Annotated in this window: 13 protein-coding genes and 1 pseudogene; 4 read left to right on the top strand and 10 right to left on the bottom strand. The window is 44.3% G+C overall.

What is annotated here, in order from left to right; translation table 11 throughout:
- Positions 1-131: 131 nt before the first annotated feature.
- Entirely contained in the window at positions 132-1496 is a 1365-nt protein-coding gene (gene mgtE / locus KO537_RS19070; RefSeq protein ID WP_219235357.1) for a magnesium transporter, read from the top strand.
- 79 nt (positions 1497-1575) lie between these two features.
- Here the strand turns inward: mgtE and KO537_RS19065 are convergent, their stop codons facing one another.
- Complete coding sequence (locus KO537_RS19065) at positions 1576-2412, bottom strand: molybdate ABC transporter substrate-binding protein (protein WP_173246897.1); 837 nt, start codon at positions 2410-2412, stop codon at positions 1576-1578.
- A 265-nt stretch (positions 2413-2677) separates the two neighbouring features.
- The gene (locus tag KO537_RS19060; protein ID WP_168825788.1) at positions 2678-3367 is read right to left on the bottom strand and encodes an OmpA family protein; all 690 of its coding nucleotides are present in this window, start codon (positions 3365-3367) and stop codon (positions 2678-2680) included.
- A gap of 673 nt (positions 3368-4040) precedes the next feature.
- On the opposite strand from KO537_RS19060, the gene KO537_RS19055 reads away from it, so the two are divergent.
- Entirely contained in the window at positions 4041-4274 is a 234-nt protein-coding gene (locus tag KO537_RS19055) for a transposase (protein ID WP_106649408.1), read from the top strand.
- A 715-nt stretch (positions 4275-4989) separates the two neighbouring features.
- Here KO537_RS19055 and KO537_RS19050 read toward each other — a convergent pair.
- Positions 4990-5850 carry a PA4780 family RIO1-like protein kinase gene (locus tag KO537_RS19050; protein ID WP_028759534.1) on the bottom strand — a complete coding sequence of 287 codons (861 nt, stop codon included), beginning with the start codon at positions 5848-5850 and terminating at the stop codon, positions 4990-4992.
- Positions 5851-6185: 335 nt separating this feature from the next.
- On the bottom strand, positions 6186-6500 hold the full coding sequence (locus KO537_RS19045) for a hypothetical protein (protein ID WP_173246900.1): 315 nt from the start codon (positions 6498-6500) through the stop codon (positions 6186-6188).
- Positions 6501-6680: 180 nt separating this feature from the next.
- Between KO537_RS19045 and KO537_RS19040 the strand changes: the two genes are divergently transcribed.
- A complete protein-coding gene (locus KO537_RS19040; protein ID WP_113939984.1) occupies positions 6681-7229 on the top strand; it encodes a DUF2799 domain-containing protein in 549 nt (182 codons plus the stop codon).
- Positions 7230-7284: 55 nt separating this feature from the next.
- Here the strand turns inward: KO537_RS19040 and KO537_RS19035 are convergent, their stop codons facing one another.
- Complete coding sequence (locus tag KO537_RS19035) at positions 7285-8043, bottom strand: phosphatase PAP2 family protein (RefSeq protein ID WP_173248693.1); 759 nt, start codon at positions 8041-8043, stop codon at positions 7285-7287.
- A gap of 224 nt (positions 8044-8267) precedes the next feature.
- Here KO537_RS19035 and KO537_RS19030 point away from each other — a divergent pair, with 224 nt between their 5' ends.
- On the top strand, positions 8268-10208 hold the full coding sequence (locus KO537_RS19030) for a GGDEF domain-containing protein (protein WP_168825511.1): 1941 nt from the start codon (positions 8268-8270) through the stop codon (positions 10206-10208).
- Between the two features lie 187 nt (positions 10209-10395).
- Here the strand turns inward: KO537_RS19030 and KO537_RS19025 are convergent, their stop codons facing one another.
- The 5 genes and pseudogenes from KO537_RS19025 to KO537_RS19005 form a co-directional block, all read right to left on the bottom strand.
- On the bottom strand, positions 10396-10791 hold the full coding sequence (locus KO537_RS19025) for a hypothetical protein (RefSeq protein WP_168825513.1): 396 nt from the start codon (positions 10789-10791) through the stop codon (positions 10396-10398).
- A gap of 81 nt (positions 10792-10872) precedes the next feature.
- The gene (locus tag KO537_RS19020; RefSeq protein WP_168825515.1) at positions 10873-11286 is read right to left on the bottom strand and encodes a hypothetical protein; all 414 of its coding nucleotides are present in this window, start codon (positions 11284-11286) and stop codon (positions 10873-10875) included.
- Between the two features lie 101 nt (positions 11287-11387).
- Positions 11388-11771, bottom strand: coding sequence for a hypothetical protein (locus tag KO537_RS19015; RefSeq protein ID WP_219235354.1), 384 nt, complete (start codon positions 11769-11771; stop codon positions 11388-11390).
- A 52-nt stretch (positions 11772-11823) separates the two neighbouring features.
- Positions 11824-12732 carry a hypothetical protein gene (locus KO537_RS19010; RefSeq protein WP_219235352.1) on the bottom strand — a complete coding sequence of 303 codons (909 nt, stop codon included), beginning with the start codon at positions 12730-12732 and terminating at the stop codon, positions 11824-11826.
- Positions 12733-13570: 838 nt separating this feature from the next.
- A pseudogene (locus KO537_RS19005) lies at positions 13571-14236 on the bottom strand (hypothetical protein); the annotation flags it as partial.
- Positions 14237-14341: the final 105 nt, after the last annotated feature.

The following is a 14341-nucleotide window of genomic DNA, read 5'->3' as shown; positions in this document are numbered from 1 at the left end:
TTACACTAGCGGTCATTGCGCTGGCCTTACCTTAGCCGCCTTAATCTGTGTCATCGACTGACGCTTAGTCACCGCTAAATCCTAGCCTAACACCAAGATCTCAAACCAATTTGCCGCACAATGGAGGACAAATGCCCGTAGATAATGCAGAAAACGATCACACCGGACATAGTCTTGACCAGTTAAACCAAGCGCTTAGCAGCGGCATGTTTGTACACGTGCGTAATATGCTGCAAAAAATGGCCGCCTCAGATATCGCGCTGATCTTAGAATCATCACCGCCAAATGCCAGACAAGTACTGTGGCAGCTCATCGATCAGGAACAAATAGGCGACATACTCGATGAGTTGAGTGAAGAACTCAAAGACCCACTGATCCGCAGCATGAGCCCTGAGCGAGTCGCGAAAGCGACAGCAAGCATGGACACCGACGATCTCGCCTATATTCTGCGAAGTCTTCCCGACGCCGTTTACAAACAAGTGTTGCAGTCGATGACGGAGCAAAATCGCCTGAGGGTAGAACAAGCCCTATCTTATCCAGATGAGACCGCCGGCAGCTTGATGAATACGGATACAGTCACCTTAAGACCCGATGTGAATATCGATGTTGTGCTGCGCTATCTTCGGCAAAGGGGCAACCTACCCGACACCACAGATACCTTATATGTGGTCGACAAACAGGACAAAGTCCTTGGCGGGGTTAGGCTGGCAGATCTGCTGACTTGCGCGCCAAGCACCACAATTCGCAATATCATGGATCCCAATATTCAAAGTATTCCGGTGAGCATGTCCGACAGCGAAGTCGCGCAGAAATTCGAACGCAATGACTGGGTATCGGCACCTGTCGTCGACTGTGATGGTAAGCTGCTCGGACGTATCACAATCGATGACGTAGTCGATGTTATCCGCGAAGATGCTGAACATTCCATGATGGGTATGGCGGGGATGGACGGAGATGAAGATACTTTTGGTCCTGTGCTAAAAAGTACCCTACGTCGCTCGCTCTGGCTTACTATAAACTTATTCGCCGCCCTGCTTGCCTCGTCGGTCAGCAATATGTTTGAAGGCACTATTGAGCAATTTGCCACTATCGCCATCTTGATGACAATTGTCCCTAGCATGGGCGGTGTTGCCGGTAATCAGACCTTAGCGCTCGTGATCCGCGGTATTGCTTTAGGCCATATCGGCCAAAGCAACGCTCGCTGGCTTATCGGTAAAGAGCTATCGATTGGTTTTCTCAATGGCTTGATGTGGTCGATTTTAGTCTTTGTCGCCGTGTGGCTATGGAAGGATGATATGGCACTGGCGGGATTAATTGGTAGCGCTATGCTGATCAATATGACAGTAGCTGGGCTTGCAGGTGCGAGTATTCCATTGATTTTAAAACGACTTAAAATCGATCCTGCCCTCGCTGGCGGTATGGTGCTCACCACAGTCACTGACGTGGTTGGCCTGTTCGCCTTCCTCGGGTTAGCGACGCTCTACCTGATGAACTAACGCTTTAACAGTTTGAGCTAATAACAAAAACGGCACCTCAAAGGTGCCGTTTTTTATCCCGCAGGAAAACTAAAGAAGGCTATTTTGCCGGAGGTTGGAAACCATAACTGCTCAAAATCGCTTGGCCTTTGGTCGATAGAATAAACTCAGCTAACGGCTTAGCGACAGTATTAGCGCCTTGTAAAACCAGTAAACCATAGTCGGCACCCACGGCGAGTTCCTGCGGTAAGTCGATGATTTGTAAACTCGGCACTTCTTTTTTAGCCAGCACAGCATTAGTGCAATAGGTTAAAAAGATATCCGCTTGCTTGTTTTCCATTACCCAGCCATAGGGGTTACGATCCTTAGGCGATTTAACGCTCTCAGGGCCGCCCGTCAGTTGTAATGCCTTGGTCTCTAACGCGGCTTTCGCATTAGGTTTTACCACTTCGGCCTTAGCAAAAACGGCCCAGGCATAATCACCCGCGGGGTCGGCTTTCGGGGTTGAGGTGCCGACTTTAACCTTAGGATCTAACAAGGTATCGAGTAAGGTCGCACTCGTCACCTGAACTGTGTCTTGAGCAACAGCGCAGAGTTGATTACGGGCAAACATTTGCACCGCTTCGCCCTGACCCGAATCCACTAATGCCTGTGGATGTTTCATATTCGCCGAGGCAAAGATATCGACTTTCTCGCCCTCTTGAATGCGCTTTAACAATAAACCTGAGGGCGCATATTGCGCTACAACACTTATTTGCGACTGTGCTTGATAAGCAGCAATAATATCACTCATCGCAGCCTTTAAACTGCCTGCGGCGCGCAGTTCTATCGGCGCGGCTCCTGTGGTCACTTCGGCTTTCATCGGCACTCCTTGTACAGCAGTCACCATGATGACAGGACTTAAACTCAAGGCTACTAACACATTTTTGCTTATCATAGTCATATTCTCCTTTAGGCACTAAAAGTCATTCTTGTGACTTATCCCCATACAGAACGTGAAATCGATAAAGGGATCAAGCTGAACTCATCCCAAGGTAATTAGCAGTGATATGTTTGTGGTGCAGGTCACTCAAGGTGCGCTTCATAAAGGACAAATTGTCTAATTGAAGCACGGCAAGCTAATCACTCAATTAGCCCACCACTGAAAACAAAAAAGTCGCCCCTGGCGACTTTTTCAGCGAGAACTTTGTGCTTAGACCAGACTATTTACCTGTTGGTATTAGTACGATCTCAACGCGGCGGTTTTGTGCTCGGCCATTTGCATTGGCATTTGATGCAATAGGACTCGCTTCACCCATACCTTTTGATTTTACACGGGCAGAGGCAACGCCTTTACTCATCAAGTAATTACCCACTTCGCTAGCACGGACCTGTGACAGACGTAAATTATAAGAGTCTGAACCACTGCTGTCGGTATAACCTAATACGTTAAGCTGCGTTTTGCTGTATTCCTTGGCCACAACCGCCACTGAATTCAGCACGCGTTTAGCACCGTCACTTAACTCGGTTTGATCTACGCCGAAGGTCACTTCATTAGGCATATTCAAAATGATGTTATCGCCGTTACGGGTCACACTCACGCCCGTTGAGGCTAATTGTTGGCGTAATTTGGTCTCTTGCACATCCATGTAATAACCAATACCACCACCGACTGCAGCGCCCGATGCAGCACCAATTAAGGCACCTTTACCGCGGTCGCTCTTGCTCGAAGATACCACCCCAATTGCGGCACCCGCGACGGCACCAATCAATGCGCCACTGGTAGCTTTAGCGGTTTGTTCTTCGTTTGAATAGGGATTGATTGTTGTACAACCCGATGCAACTAGCGCGGTCGTCAATACCACTATGGCTAACAGGGATGGTTTAGATTGCACTGCCTGAAAACACTTCATCATTTATAACCTCTTTATATGATTGATGACTGTGAATACCGCTCAAAAGGGCAAGAAATATCACGTCCATTAGGTAATACGAATGACCTAGGAATTGCCACAAAGCAGGCAGTATATAAGCAATTGCGCTGGAGACAATCCTTTATCCATCTTCAATTATGCTAATCCAGATTTTAGTCAGCAAAGATACAGATTTCGGGCTTCAATCATGGCTTGTACCGCCCAATTTCATATCAAGTCTATGGCACCGAAATAGTGCACCTTGCACCTTTATTGGCAGCACTAAAAAATAACGCCGTTTTAATCGAAGGCGCAATGCAATGATTTAAAAGGTTAAAATGAAAATTAGAATATTGGCACGAATTTTACATACTACTAAGTGAGTAGACAGTCAGACGCGGTAAACATCGCCGAAAAACTAGAGTCGACTTCAACTGGATTAATCCAAATTAAATGGACCTATCGAGACAGAAAATGGGCTCGAGTATTTAGGGTCATAAAGGAGGAAGTATGAAAACGGTCATGAACTTTATCGCACTATGTCGCCACGAATGGATTTGTCTGCGCCATCTAGGTCTGAGCCAGTGGGATTTAGAACAGCGTCACTATCATCAATAAAAGGCAACGCAAACGGTCATATTTTGGTTAGAAGGCAGTAAAAGAGGGAACGCTCATGGGAATCGCAGAAAATAGTCTCAAGCTACATGTTATCACCGAGGTTAAAGTACAAGGTCGCTTACTGTCGGATGTTGCACGTCAATACGGTTTATCTGCCAAGGCAGTCTACCAATGGGTGCGAGAAAGCGATCTGCAACCCCAGCAAAGAGAATGCGCATTAATGAGTGAGATTGCCCAGCTACAGAAAAAAATTAAACAGCTCAATCAAGAGCTACGCACGATAGGTTAGCCTGTACAACAAGCTAAACGTGCCCGAATAGACAAGGCCGGACGAGATTGCATATCGCCCTGCTGATAACGCTAACGATGTAAAAGATGTGCTAACAACAATAATAACAGCGCCCTTTTTAGTCCGGCCTTGTCGTCCAAATTGATGAACCCAGCGAAGATTGGGAAATAGTATTAACAGCAACAAACGGATAGGGACAATGCAAAAGTTTCGGCAAGACTAGGGAGGGAGTTATCTCCCCCAAGATCAAATATGTGAATTGTGCTCCCCCAAGTCATGAACATATTTCTCTCTCTGGCCTTGTCATTTTATTCACAGGATCAATGATGATCCAGCACTGCAATGAGTGTAGTGCGCCAAGGAAGGCCGTGATTGGTATTACATAGATTGACTGAAGAGTGACCAAGGTTTCGGCAAGAATTGAGGGAGTTATCTTCCCCAAAGATTAAATATGTGAATTGTGCTCCCCCAAGTCATGAACATATTTCTCTCAACTCTTGTCCTTTTATCACACTGTTCGATGATTGCTAGCTTGTTTGTAGCAACAAGGATGGCCCCAGCTTCCATCGGGGATTAAGCCAAGGATTGGCTAACGCCAAAAATTAAATAACAATAATAAAATCAATAACAAAAATAATAATTTCACTTAATTTTTAGCATAAAAAAGACGCTACTTTGAGCGTCTTTTTTATGGGTGAAAAACAACGACTGACGATTAATAGTCTTCTTCGTTTGCCTCTTGGATCCGCTGCTTACGCTCTTGTGCCTCTTCAAAGGCTGCTTGGATTTCTTCCAAGACCGCACTAACATCGGCTTCAACCAGCACTTCGGTAAACTCACCCGTTAATGGCGTTTCAGGCTTCAATTCACCGGCTTCAAACAAGGCCCAAATTTCTTTGGCGTATTGTGTTTTTAGCAGCTCAGGAGCATACAAACCATAGTATTGAGTCATGTTATTCACATCACGCGCTAACATCCATTTAGCATGGTTATTCGCCGCGGCATCGACGGCCTGAGGTAAGTCGATAATCACTGGCCCTTCACTATCAACTAACACATTAAACTCAGACAAGTCACCGTGCACTAACCCCGCACAGAGCATACGTTTAACATAGGTCATCACCAACGCATGATCCTTCAAGGCTTTTTCTGCCGACATACTGACATCGTTTAATCTCGGCGCGACATTGCCCTCGGCATCCGTCACTAACTCCATCAGCAACACGCCATCAAAACAGCCGTAAGGTGTTGGCACCCGCACACCTGCATTCGCTAAACGGTAAAGTGCTTCAACTTCAGCATTTTGCCAAGCTTCTTCCTGCTGATCGCGGCCAAATTTAGACCCTTTTTCCATCGCGCGCGCACGACGACTGTTACGGACTTTTCGGCCTTCTTGATATAACACAGCTTGCTTAAAACTGCGCTTGTCCGCTTCTTTATAGACTTTGGCACAGCGGATATCATCACCACTGCGTACAACGTACACAGTCGCTTCTTTACCGCTCATTAACTGGCTAATGACCTCATCGACCAGTCCTTCATCAACCAGGGGTTGGATTCGTTTCGGAGTTTTCATAGCGCCCTTATACCTTACTTAGGCATGATATGGAATACTGCGGGCAAATCTTCATACAAAAGCGGTCTCCAGCGGAAGTTTGATGAATATAGTTTAGGATTATTAAACGAATTTTAAGTAAAAACTAATGCACTTGCGTGTTAAACACAATACCAGATTTACTCAGCGCGTTGGCAAAGAAAGAGACTGAAAATACCGCTTTAACTAAAAGAATATTCTTTTATGCTCACCCCAGTAAAACCAGACTCAAAACGACAAGCCATATTCCGCGCCGAATATGCCAATCCAAGCCAGTTGAAATAATACCCATAGCTAAATTGGTGCAGGAACTTAACTCAAACAAACAAGGCAATCACACTGCCCACGGTCGCCGCCGCTTTCAATATTTGGCCTGCACTGTAATAAGTGTCGTTTGAACTCTTAACGTCATCTACATCATCCGCACTAGGCTCAGGTATTTTACTCCTTGCATTGCCATCAAAACTGACCTCAGCTTTGGGAGCCGCCAGCCCTAATGCACCATAGGTAAAGGATTTAAGTCCGCTTGGCTCGGCGGTATCAAGGGATTGATGAGCCGACTTAACTGCTGGTAATGAAGCTGAATACGCAGATGAAATAAGTGAAATCATAGCGAGCACCAAAGCAGACATTTAAAGTGTTAACCGCAAACTAACACAATATCAGCTGGTTATCATGCATTCATCCGCTAAACTGTGATGGATTTTGCCCAACAAAACGCATCTATTACAGTATAAATAGCGGTATATATAGCTAGATCTCCCCCATAAGAGCCTTTATCCTAAACGCCACAACATATAGAGAACTTATCCATGCACTATCCCAGCATTTTCCTCGCACTTTCAGTCCTATCCCTGACTCAATGCAGCAGCTTATCGATTGAAGAATGCGCCAATAGTGATTGGTTTGCCCTTGGGCTTGCCGATGGCAACCGTGGGACAAGTTCTGGGCAATTAAATCAATATCAAAAAGATTGTCGTGAATTTAATCTCAGTGTCGATACAGCGCAATGGAAACAAGGATACCAGCAAGGGTTAGCCAGTTACTGCGTGCCAGAAAATGGCTACCGCGTAGGCTTAGCGGGAGAAAGTTATTATGGGGTTTGCAGTAATAACCAGTTTGTTGAGCGCTATAACCAAGGCCATCAACAATACCTGACCAACAAACGTTTAACTGAGATTGCCGATCGCTTAAATACCATAGAGAGAGAAATAAGCAGTCTTGATGGCAAGATCAATAATCTCACCGACAAGGCTGACTTATTGAAACAGAAAAACAGCCTACTCAACGAAAAAAACCAACTGTTAGATGAAAGATCTCGCCTACGCAGACCTGATATGCGCTTCGAATTTAGATTTTAAGCCATAAAAAAATACTGAACCCAATAAGGACTCAGGGCGTTAGCTTCGCAGCTCGTTATTTTTGCGGTATTCCACTACTTGTAACCTTGAACATTTGACCCAAAGCGACCAATTTAGACTTTCTAAACGCAGGCGAGCGCAGAAAAAACACATAGTAAAGTAGGCTAGCGGACGTCCATGCTATGGCTAAACTCCATAAATCATGACTCAAGAAGTGGGCGCCGCGTAACTCTTGGCCAATGCCAAATACTAGGCCTAAACTCAAACCAAAGATTAATCCAAACTTAGCTAAATGCGGGCGATACTCATGCAGCACGTAATACAAGGCAACCCAAGCAAACCCGCCGCTGGCATGGCCACCAGGGAAACATTGACCAAACTCAGCACTTTTAGGTAAACGAGAAAACAAGGATGAATGTATCATCTGGCCGCCAAACTCAATCACATCCCACGGGCAGGTCATGTGAGTAACGCTCTTGCCTATTCGGACCAGCAACACACTCGCCAATACGCTACTAAATAGGTAAATCAGGCCCTTACGGTACGGTTTTACCCTGTCACTTCGAAAACTAAAGGCAATGCCGACTACGACACTCACCGCCAGCAAGATGACAAAGTTACGCCCAGTGACATGCAGTAAATCTTCGGTCAACCAATATCCTCTCAATGGCCAAGAGTCGATACCCCCTTGCCAATGAAATAACAAAGTCGCGACTTTCATATCAGCGTGAGTCCATTCAAGCCCCACTATGATCACTGCAAACACTAAAAGCGGCGTAATTAAATGCCCCTTAGCAAAATCCATAAATGTCATCATAACTTTATCTTTCAGATAGTTACTCACTAATAAATCCAAAAATCAGAACATTTAGTGTTAGAGTACCGTTGAATTCTTACCTAACACTTAAGAGATCTAACAGCGCAGCATTTAAGATAGAACCGAGATTTTGCAGTAACTAAATTTACCGAAAAGACTCACATCATGAGTAAAAAGACTATAGTTTATGAATAGTATCGCGCCTCTAGGACTGAGCATTCATGCCATACAACCTCGCCATTAACCAGTCTCAAAAAGATCGTTTATTTGCCGACATTGCTATCGACACAGACAAAATCGTTGTTCCCCAAGAAATGGTTGATAACTGGCAACAAACCTTAGATTTGCTCTCTGAATTAGTCGACACCCCCGCCGCTTTGATCATGCGTGTCCATCAAACCGATATTGAGGTCTTTACCTCGAGCCGCACCCAAGGTAATCCCTATAAAAAACATGATAAAGACAGTTTAGGCCACGGGCTTTACTGCGAAACAGTGATCAAAGAAGGTAAGGAACTCCACATTCCTAACGCCCTAAAGGATAAAAACTGGGACAAAAATCCTGACATTAAACTCGGCATGATCGCATACTGTGGTTTACCTTTACGTTGGCCAGATAGCAGTGCCTTTGGCACTATCTGCATGCTCGATAGCCAAGAGCATAATTACCCCCAATCTTTTCGCAGCTTACTCGCTCGGTTTCAAAATGGTATCGAAGCTAACCTAGTCACCCTTTATCAACAGGCTAAGCTACAACTGCACAATCAGCAGCTAGAGCAAAAAGTACAACAGCGCACCCATGAACTCGCCGAACTTAGCGGCAAGCTCATCAAAGAAATCGAAAACCGCACCTCCACCGAAACCTCACTGGAATACCATAAAAGCTATGATCCACTGACGGGATTACCCAATCGCATCAATTTGATTAATAGTCTGTCTATCATGCTCGAAAAAGTGAATCGCAAAGAAAAGATTTCAGTACTCTATCTTGGGCTGCGCAATTTCAAATCCATCAACGACAGTTATGGTTACCTGATTGGCGATAAAATTCTCACTATTCTCAGCCAACGTTTACAGCACTATACCGATGAAAACACCTTTATCGCCCGCATCGCTGGCGCCGAATTTGTGATTATTCAAGCCCACAAACCTTCGAATAACGAAACCAATAAACTCATCAATAAAGTGCTTAACTGCTGTAACACGCCCTTTGGTGTGGCTGATTTTGTAATCACGATTCCCTCGAGCATGGGCATAGCACAAGCGCCTATGGATGGTATCGATGCCGCCATCCTGCTGCAAAAAGCCGGAGCGGCCATGACGATCAGCAAGGCTGATGGCTCAACTCACAGCTTCTTTAATCAAGATACGCAAGCCGCTTTAAACCTACGCTATCAACTGGAATCCCACTTGGTCGATGCACTGAACAAGAACGAGTTAAGCCTGCATTACCAACCCTTTATTAACTTAAAGACGAAGCAAGTGATTGGTGCCGAAGCCCTGCTGCGCTGGCATAATCCCATCCTTGGCAATGTCGCCCCAGACAGATTCATCGCCTTAGCTGAACGTAATGGCCAGATTATTGATATTGGCAATTTTGTATTGCATACCGCGCTGTCTCAGGCGGCAAAATGGTGTCGCGAGGTAGGCCAAGAGTTTAAAATCGCCATCAATATTTCCCCTTTGCAAATGCGCAATCCCCGCTTTAGCGAACACATAGCCGACTTACTCACCCTCTATCAATTGCCACCCACCGCCTTAGAACTTGAAATTACCGAAGGCATGCTGATGCAGGATGAACATATTGCCCACAATGCCATCCAAAAACTACAAGAACTCGGTATCCGCATCTCCCTAGATGATTTTGGCACAGGCTACTCATCCTTAAGTTATCTACAAAAATACTCTTTCGACACCTTAAAAATCGATCGCTGCTTTATTAGTAAACTCGAAGAAAACGAACAAAATAGAGAGTTAACAAAGGCAATTATTGCCATTGGTAAGAAACTGGACTTGGAAGTGATCGCCGAAGGCGTAGAAACCCTAGAACAAGATGCCTTTATTCGCCACGAGGAATGCGACTTAGGCCAAGGCTACCTCTACGGTAAACCCATTACCGCAATACAGTTTGAGCAGGCATTTATCCATAAAAAAGAGCATTAAGTTCATCCTTAATGCTCTTTTTATTTCGCGAATTAAAACCGACTGAATAATGTTACATGAATAGTCATTTCCACAGAATGTTATAACTCACATTTGTACAAAAGTGAGCTAGTTTTTTTACTCTAATTCGTGGAGTTCGGATTAAAATTCCTATGGGTTATCACCTTACAAACGCAAGCCAACTGTTTTACGTCCGTTTAAGCAACTTATTATGTTCTCTTGCTAACCACCACAAAAATAAGATTGCTTGTAATCCCGAAATACCTGCATAAAACAAAAACAATTCAATTTTCATAGAAGGTAGTGAAATCAGAATACCGAAAGCTAGAATCCCTAAAAAATAACACCATTTATTCTGATTAAAGAACTTTACTGCCACCCAATGCACAGGAAAGCCAATTAACATCCATCCAATAATTGAGAATATAAAATAGAACACTAAAACAAAACGTATTGATCCATAGAAGTATTTAAAATCCATTGTTATTAAGTCAGATTCATTACTCCAGTAAAACAGCATAATTGGAACAAAACATATTGCTATAGCAATAAACACGGCTCGTAAAAAGTGCTCCAAATTCACAACCTCTCCCTGAGAACATAACGCCGCAAGCGGCGAGCGTTAGCGAGTCCAGCACCGAAGGTGCGATGCTGACTTGCCTTGTTAACTTTTTGCATACTCTACAACTAAAGACAGCGGGAACAAAAAAATAGCTGCCAACAAGAAATAACAACAAAGATAAAACACTCCGTAATAAACTGAATTTGTTATCTTACAAGCTAACTCCAATCTACGGGTGCCTAGCAGAGACGGAAAATAACTAGAGAACAGATTAATCGCATCAGCATTCTCTTCAAATAGTTTCACTAAGAAAAGCCTTAGCGTTGTGATAGTCATTACCATCCCTGCAAGGACAAAGGTTAAAAATAATAACCACTCAGCCATTTCAAAAGCTGTAACACCAACGAATGCAGCAAGAACAAGTAACATAGTGCCGATAACCCACCAGCGATAATAGCTTGCCGCCTTTTTTGTAAGGGCCTGATAGCAAAATTTAAGCGGTGCTTGAGGGTGCATAGTTCTTCCATAAAGTTAACGCCCGCAGCACGCGCGGCTTTGTAGTGAAGGCGGAGCTGCAACGAAAAGGCCGTCGCTGTGCCTGCGATTGTTAGGCATTTCTACTTCCGGCCCCTCGAAATATAGTCGGCATATTCATCTTGAATCATAAACTCGTTCAATAACCTTTCAGATGATCCTGCGAATCGTTGCTCAATAAACTCTATCGCTTGGCCAAATGAAGTGAATGATTTGACCTCATTGGCATCCTCTAGCTCTAGGTCTGGATCTAGTGGACCAAACTCATAAATATTAAGGAATGATTCATCACCCAAATCAGCAGTTTCGTAAACTGAAACATCTATTTCGGATTTGGGACCTCGAACGCTTAGCCACTGAATACCAGCACGGCCATCCCGTTCACAGCCACCAAGAAAGCACTCAACTACTTTCCCTCGCTTAAGCGCCGACTCGGCTTCTTGAAGATTAAGGTATCTACGGCTCATTGTGTATGACTAACGCCGCGCAGCGGAAAATTTGTCCGACAGCAGCGCCTTGTTAACTGCAGAACTCAATTCTATAGCCTCTGGCTGTACTGTATTTTAAATCATTAAATGTGTCGCATATAACGGAACCATCAAAGAAACTAGATGCTTCATTTGTTTTCCCTTTAGTTCCGAGACCAAGTACAAGCCGCTGCAGCACTGGCAAACTATTATTTAGCTCAGAAAACAATACAGGATCTATCTTCGAATTAATTACAGCCAATTCGTTAATTGAGCTGCCTTTAATACCTGACAAAGAGGAAAGTCCATTCATGGTATCCATGACCAAGCTCTTAAGGTGCTTTAAATTGGAAACATCTGGAATGGATGTAACTTGCTTTAGAGTACTTAAATGCAATATCTCAAGAGATGTCAGGTTTTCCAGGGCACTTAGGTCGTGTAATTTCTTTACCCAAAGTATTTCTAGGCTTGTTAACTTAGATAATCCTTTAATAGCATTTAGGTCTTCAAATGTGCCGAAACCCAAATATAAACTTTCTAAATTACTCAGACTAGCAACATGCTCTATTTGTTTTTCTTGATACCCTGAAAGGGTTAGGTCTCTAAGGCTAGTGAGCGTAGCTATAGAATCGATATCTTTCTTATTTTTGACCAAACTCAGAGAATTTAACTTATTCAGATCTGATAGAGGCCTTAAAGATACAGTTTTTTTATTAAGCTCTCCCAGACTCAAAAACTCTATTTCGTTTACATGCTCAGCAATAGCATCAATACTTGTTAGCGCAGGAAGAAAAATCTCTAAAGCTCTAATGCCCGAATAGTGTTTCAGGAAATCTAAACTGTAATCGTTACCCGCAGACCATGTAGGACCCAAAGCACCACCTAAGTATGATAGAGATATACCATCGATTTTTCCTTGGCGTATTTCATCCGCGATAGATGAATGTTCTTCATCGCTCAAATTGTCGGCTATCTTTTTTAGTTTTATGTGCATAATCTCAATTCTAGGTAGCAGTTAACGTCTTAGTATTTATGCGCTGCGCTGTTTGCAGGGCATCAATCGCTTGTTGACTAAATCTCAAATATGGCCACTGCCACATCCATGTAAATGGGTATAAATAATGCTATAGGAATTTGCTTTTTTGCGGTAGCGGTTTTTTATACAGTTTGATGGATAATCACTTGATATCGTTTTAGCTTTCTCATTTTTCGCGCTTATTTTTTGCTGATCAATCGCTATCTAACGACTCAAAACTCCAAGGAATACACCTCCACTCGGAGTTGCCGCAGGGCGAATAGAGCTCTTGATTTAATAAAGAGTGCGTGAGTTCGGTCATGGATGACCGACTAGCTTTCGCAGGGGCTGGGGCGAATGAAAATCGGTGATTTTCGCGCTTATGAGCGAGAGGCAGGGACTGCCGAACTGGAGGGATTTACATGGATGTAAAGCGCATCCTTCGGAAGCGATAGCAAATTTGCCAATGAGCACAAGGAGCTTTCAACTCCGTTGGGGGCGTATTGGAGCATCCAAGGGCGAAGGCCTACGGCCGCTTTGAGCGCGAGATATGGATATCGAGCTGGCTATTTAACATAGACGTTTTTGATAGGACGAGCAGTCCTCCTTGGTCGGGTGTGGGGTGAAGCCCCACGACTTTGATTTTGATTAAAGCATTCAAACCACGAAACACACTTTGGGGCAATAGCTTCTAGCTAAAGGAAATCGTTAGGATTATTAAAGCAGCGACCATCACCATAGGGTCGCGGCTTTAAATCTCACTCATAGGGATAGGGAAACGAGACTAGTCTGCTTTAATAACGGCTTGTGTCAGTATTTCTTGGTCATTCTTAAACACCACTAGCTCGCCTAGAGGACTATCGCTGCCGCCTAAGACGGTGACCTGGTATGGGCCGCTGCGAAATTGGTATGAATGATTCCCTCCACTGCCATCAAAAACGAGTTTGCCTTTATTCAGCACTAAATCTGGCTTTTCACTCAATGCCTTACCCTTTGCCCATGCGGCATAGCGGTATTGGCTGTTCCCCATATCATCGACACGAATGGTAAACTTGGCGGTCTCCCAAGATAACGCTGGGCTGACAAACTCACTCACACTCGGATGTAATGCCGTTTGTTGCTTAGCAATAAGCTCTGCTTTCAGTTTTGCCTCTACCGGTGTTTGATAGTTAATGGCGATGATCTTGCCATCAAAATCCAGCCACACAACACCGCTACCGAGCATAATGCCGCGCCAGCCCATCGTCTGCCAATCGGCTTCAATCTTAGAATGGGCGATCTGCTCAAGCAGCTTAGGATCAAAAACCTGATCGAAACGTGCGATCATTTCCTGCGTATTTTGAATCGCGGGGATCGGATATTCACGTTTAAGTGGGTAAGCCACACGCTTAGCAATCGCCTCAAGATCATTGGCCTTGGCGGCGTCGATAAGCCCTTGCACCAGAGGGATAATGGAATGGACCCATCCACTTTTAATCGGCCTCGCAATGGGCCACGATGTAGTCGCTAAAACTCATCAGAAAGAGGACGGGTCCACCTATGAAGATTACTACAA

Source organism: Shewanella sp. NKUCC01_JLK (assembly GCF_019345615.1).
Classification (GTDB): domain Bacteria; phylum Pseudomonadota; class Gammaproteobacteria; order Enterobacterales; family Shewanellaceae; genus Shewanella; species Shewanella oncorhynchi.
This window is presented reverse-complemented; position numbering and strand designations above follow the sequence as displayed.

Coding starts and splice junctions, on each gene's coding strand:
- mgtE (WP_219235357.1), top strand. CDS start 132: ATGCCCGTAGATAATGCAGAAAACGATCACACCGGACATAGTCTTGAC.
- KO537_RS19050 (WP_028759534.1), bottom strand. CDS start 5,850: ATGAAAACTCCGAAACGAATCCAACCCCTGGTTGATGAAGGACTGGTC.
- KO537_RS19040 (WP_113939984.1), top strand. CDS start 6,681: ATGCACTATCCCAGCATTTTCCTCGCACTTTCAGTCCTATCCCTGACT.
- KO537_RS19045 (WP_173246900.1), bottom strand. CDS start 6,500: ATGTCTGCTTTGGTGCTCGCTATGATTTCACTTATTTCATCTGCGTAT.
- KO537_RS19055 (WP_106649408.1), top strand. CDS start 4,041: ATGGGAATCGCAGAAAATAGTCTCAAGCTACATGTTATCACCGAGGTT.
- KO537_RS19015 (WP_219235354.1), bottom strand. CDS start 11,771: ATGAGCCGTAGATACCTTAATCTTCAAGAAGCCGAGTCGGCGCTTAAG.
- KO537_RS19030 (WP_168825511.1), top strand. CDS start 8,268: ATGCCATACAACCTCGCCATTAACCAGTCTCAAAAAGATCGTTTATTT.
- KO537_RS19020 (WP_168825515.1), bottom strand. CDS start 11,286: ATGCACCCTCAAGCACCGCTTAAATTTTGCTATCAGGCCCTTACAAAA.
- KO537_RS19060 (WP_168825788.1), bottom strand. CDS start 3,367: ATGAAGTGTTTTCAGGCAGTGCAATCTAAACCATCCCTGTTAGCCATA.
- KO537_RS19065 (WP_173246897.1), bottom strand. CDS start 2,412: ATGATAAGCAAAAATGTGTTAGTAGCCTTGAGTTTAAGTCCTGTCATC.
- KO537_RS19035 (WP_173248693.1), bottom strand. CDS start 8,043: ATGACATTTATGGATTTTGCTAAGGGGCATTTAATTACGCCGCTTTTA.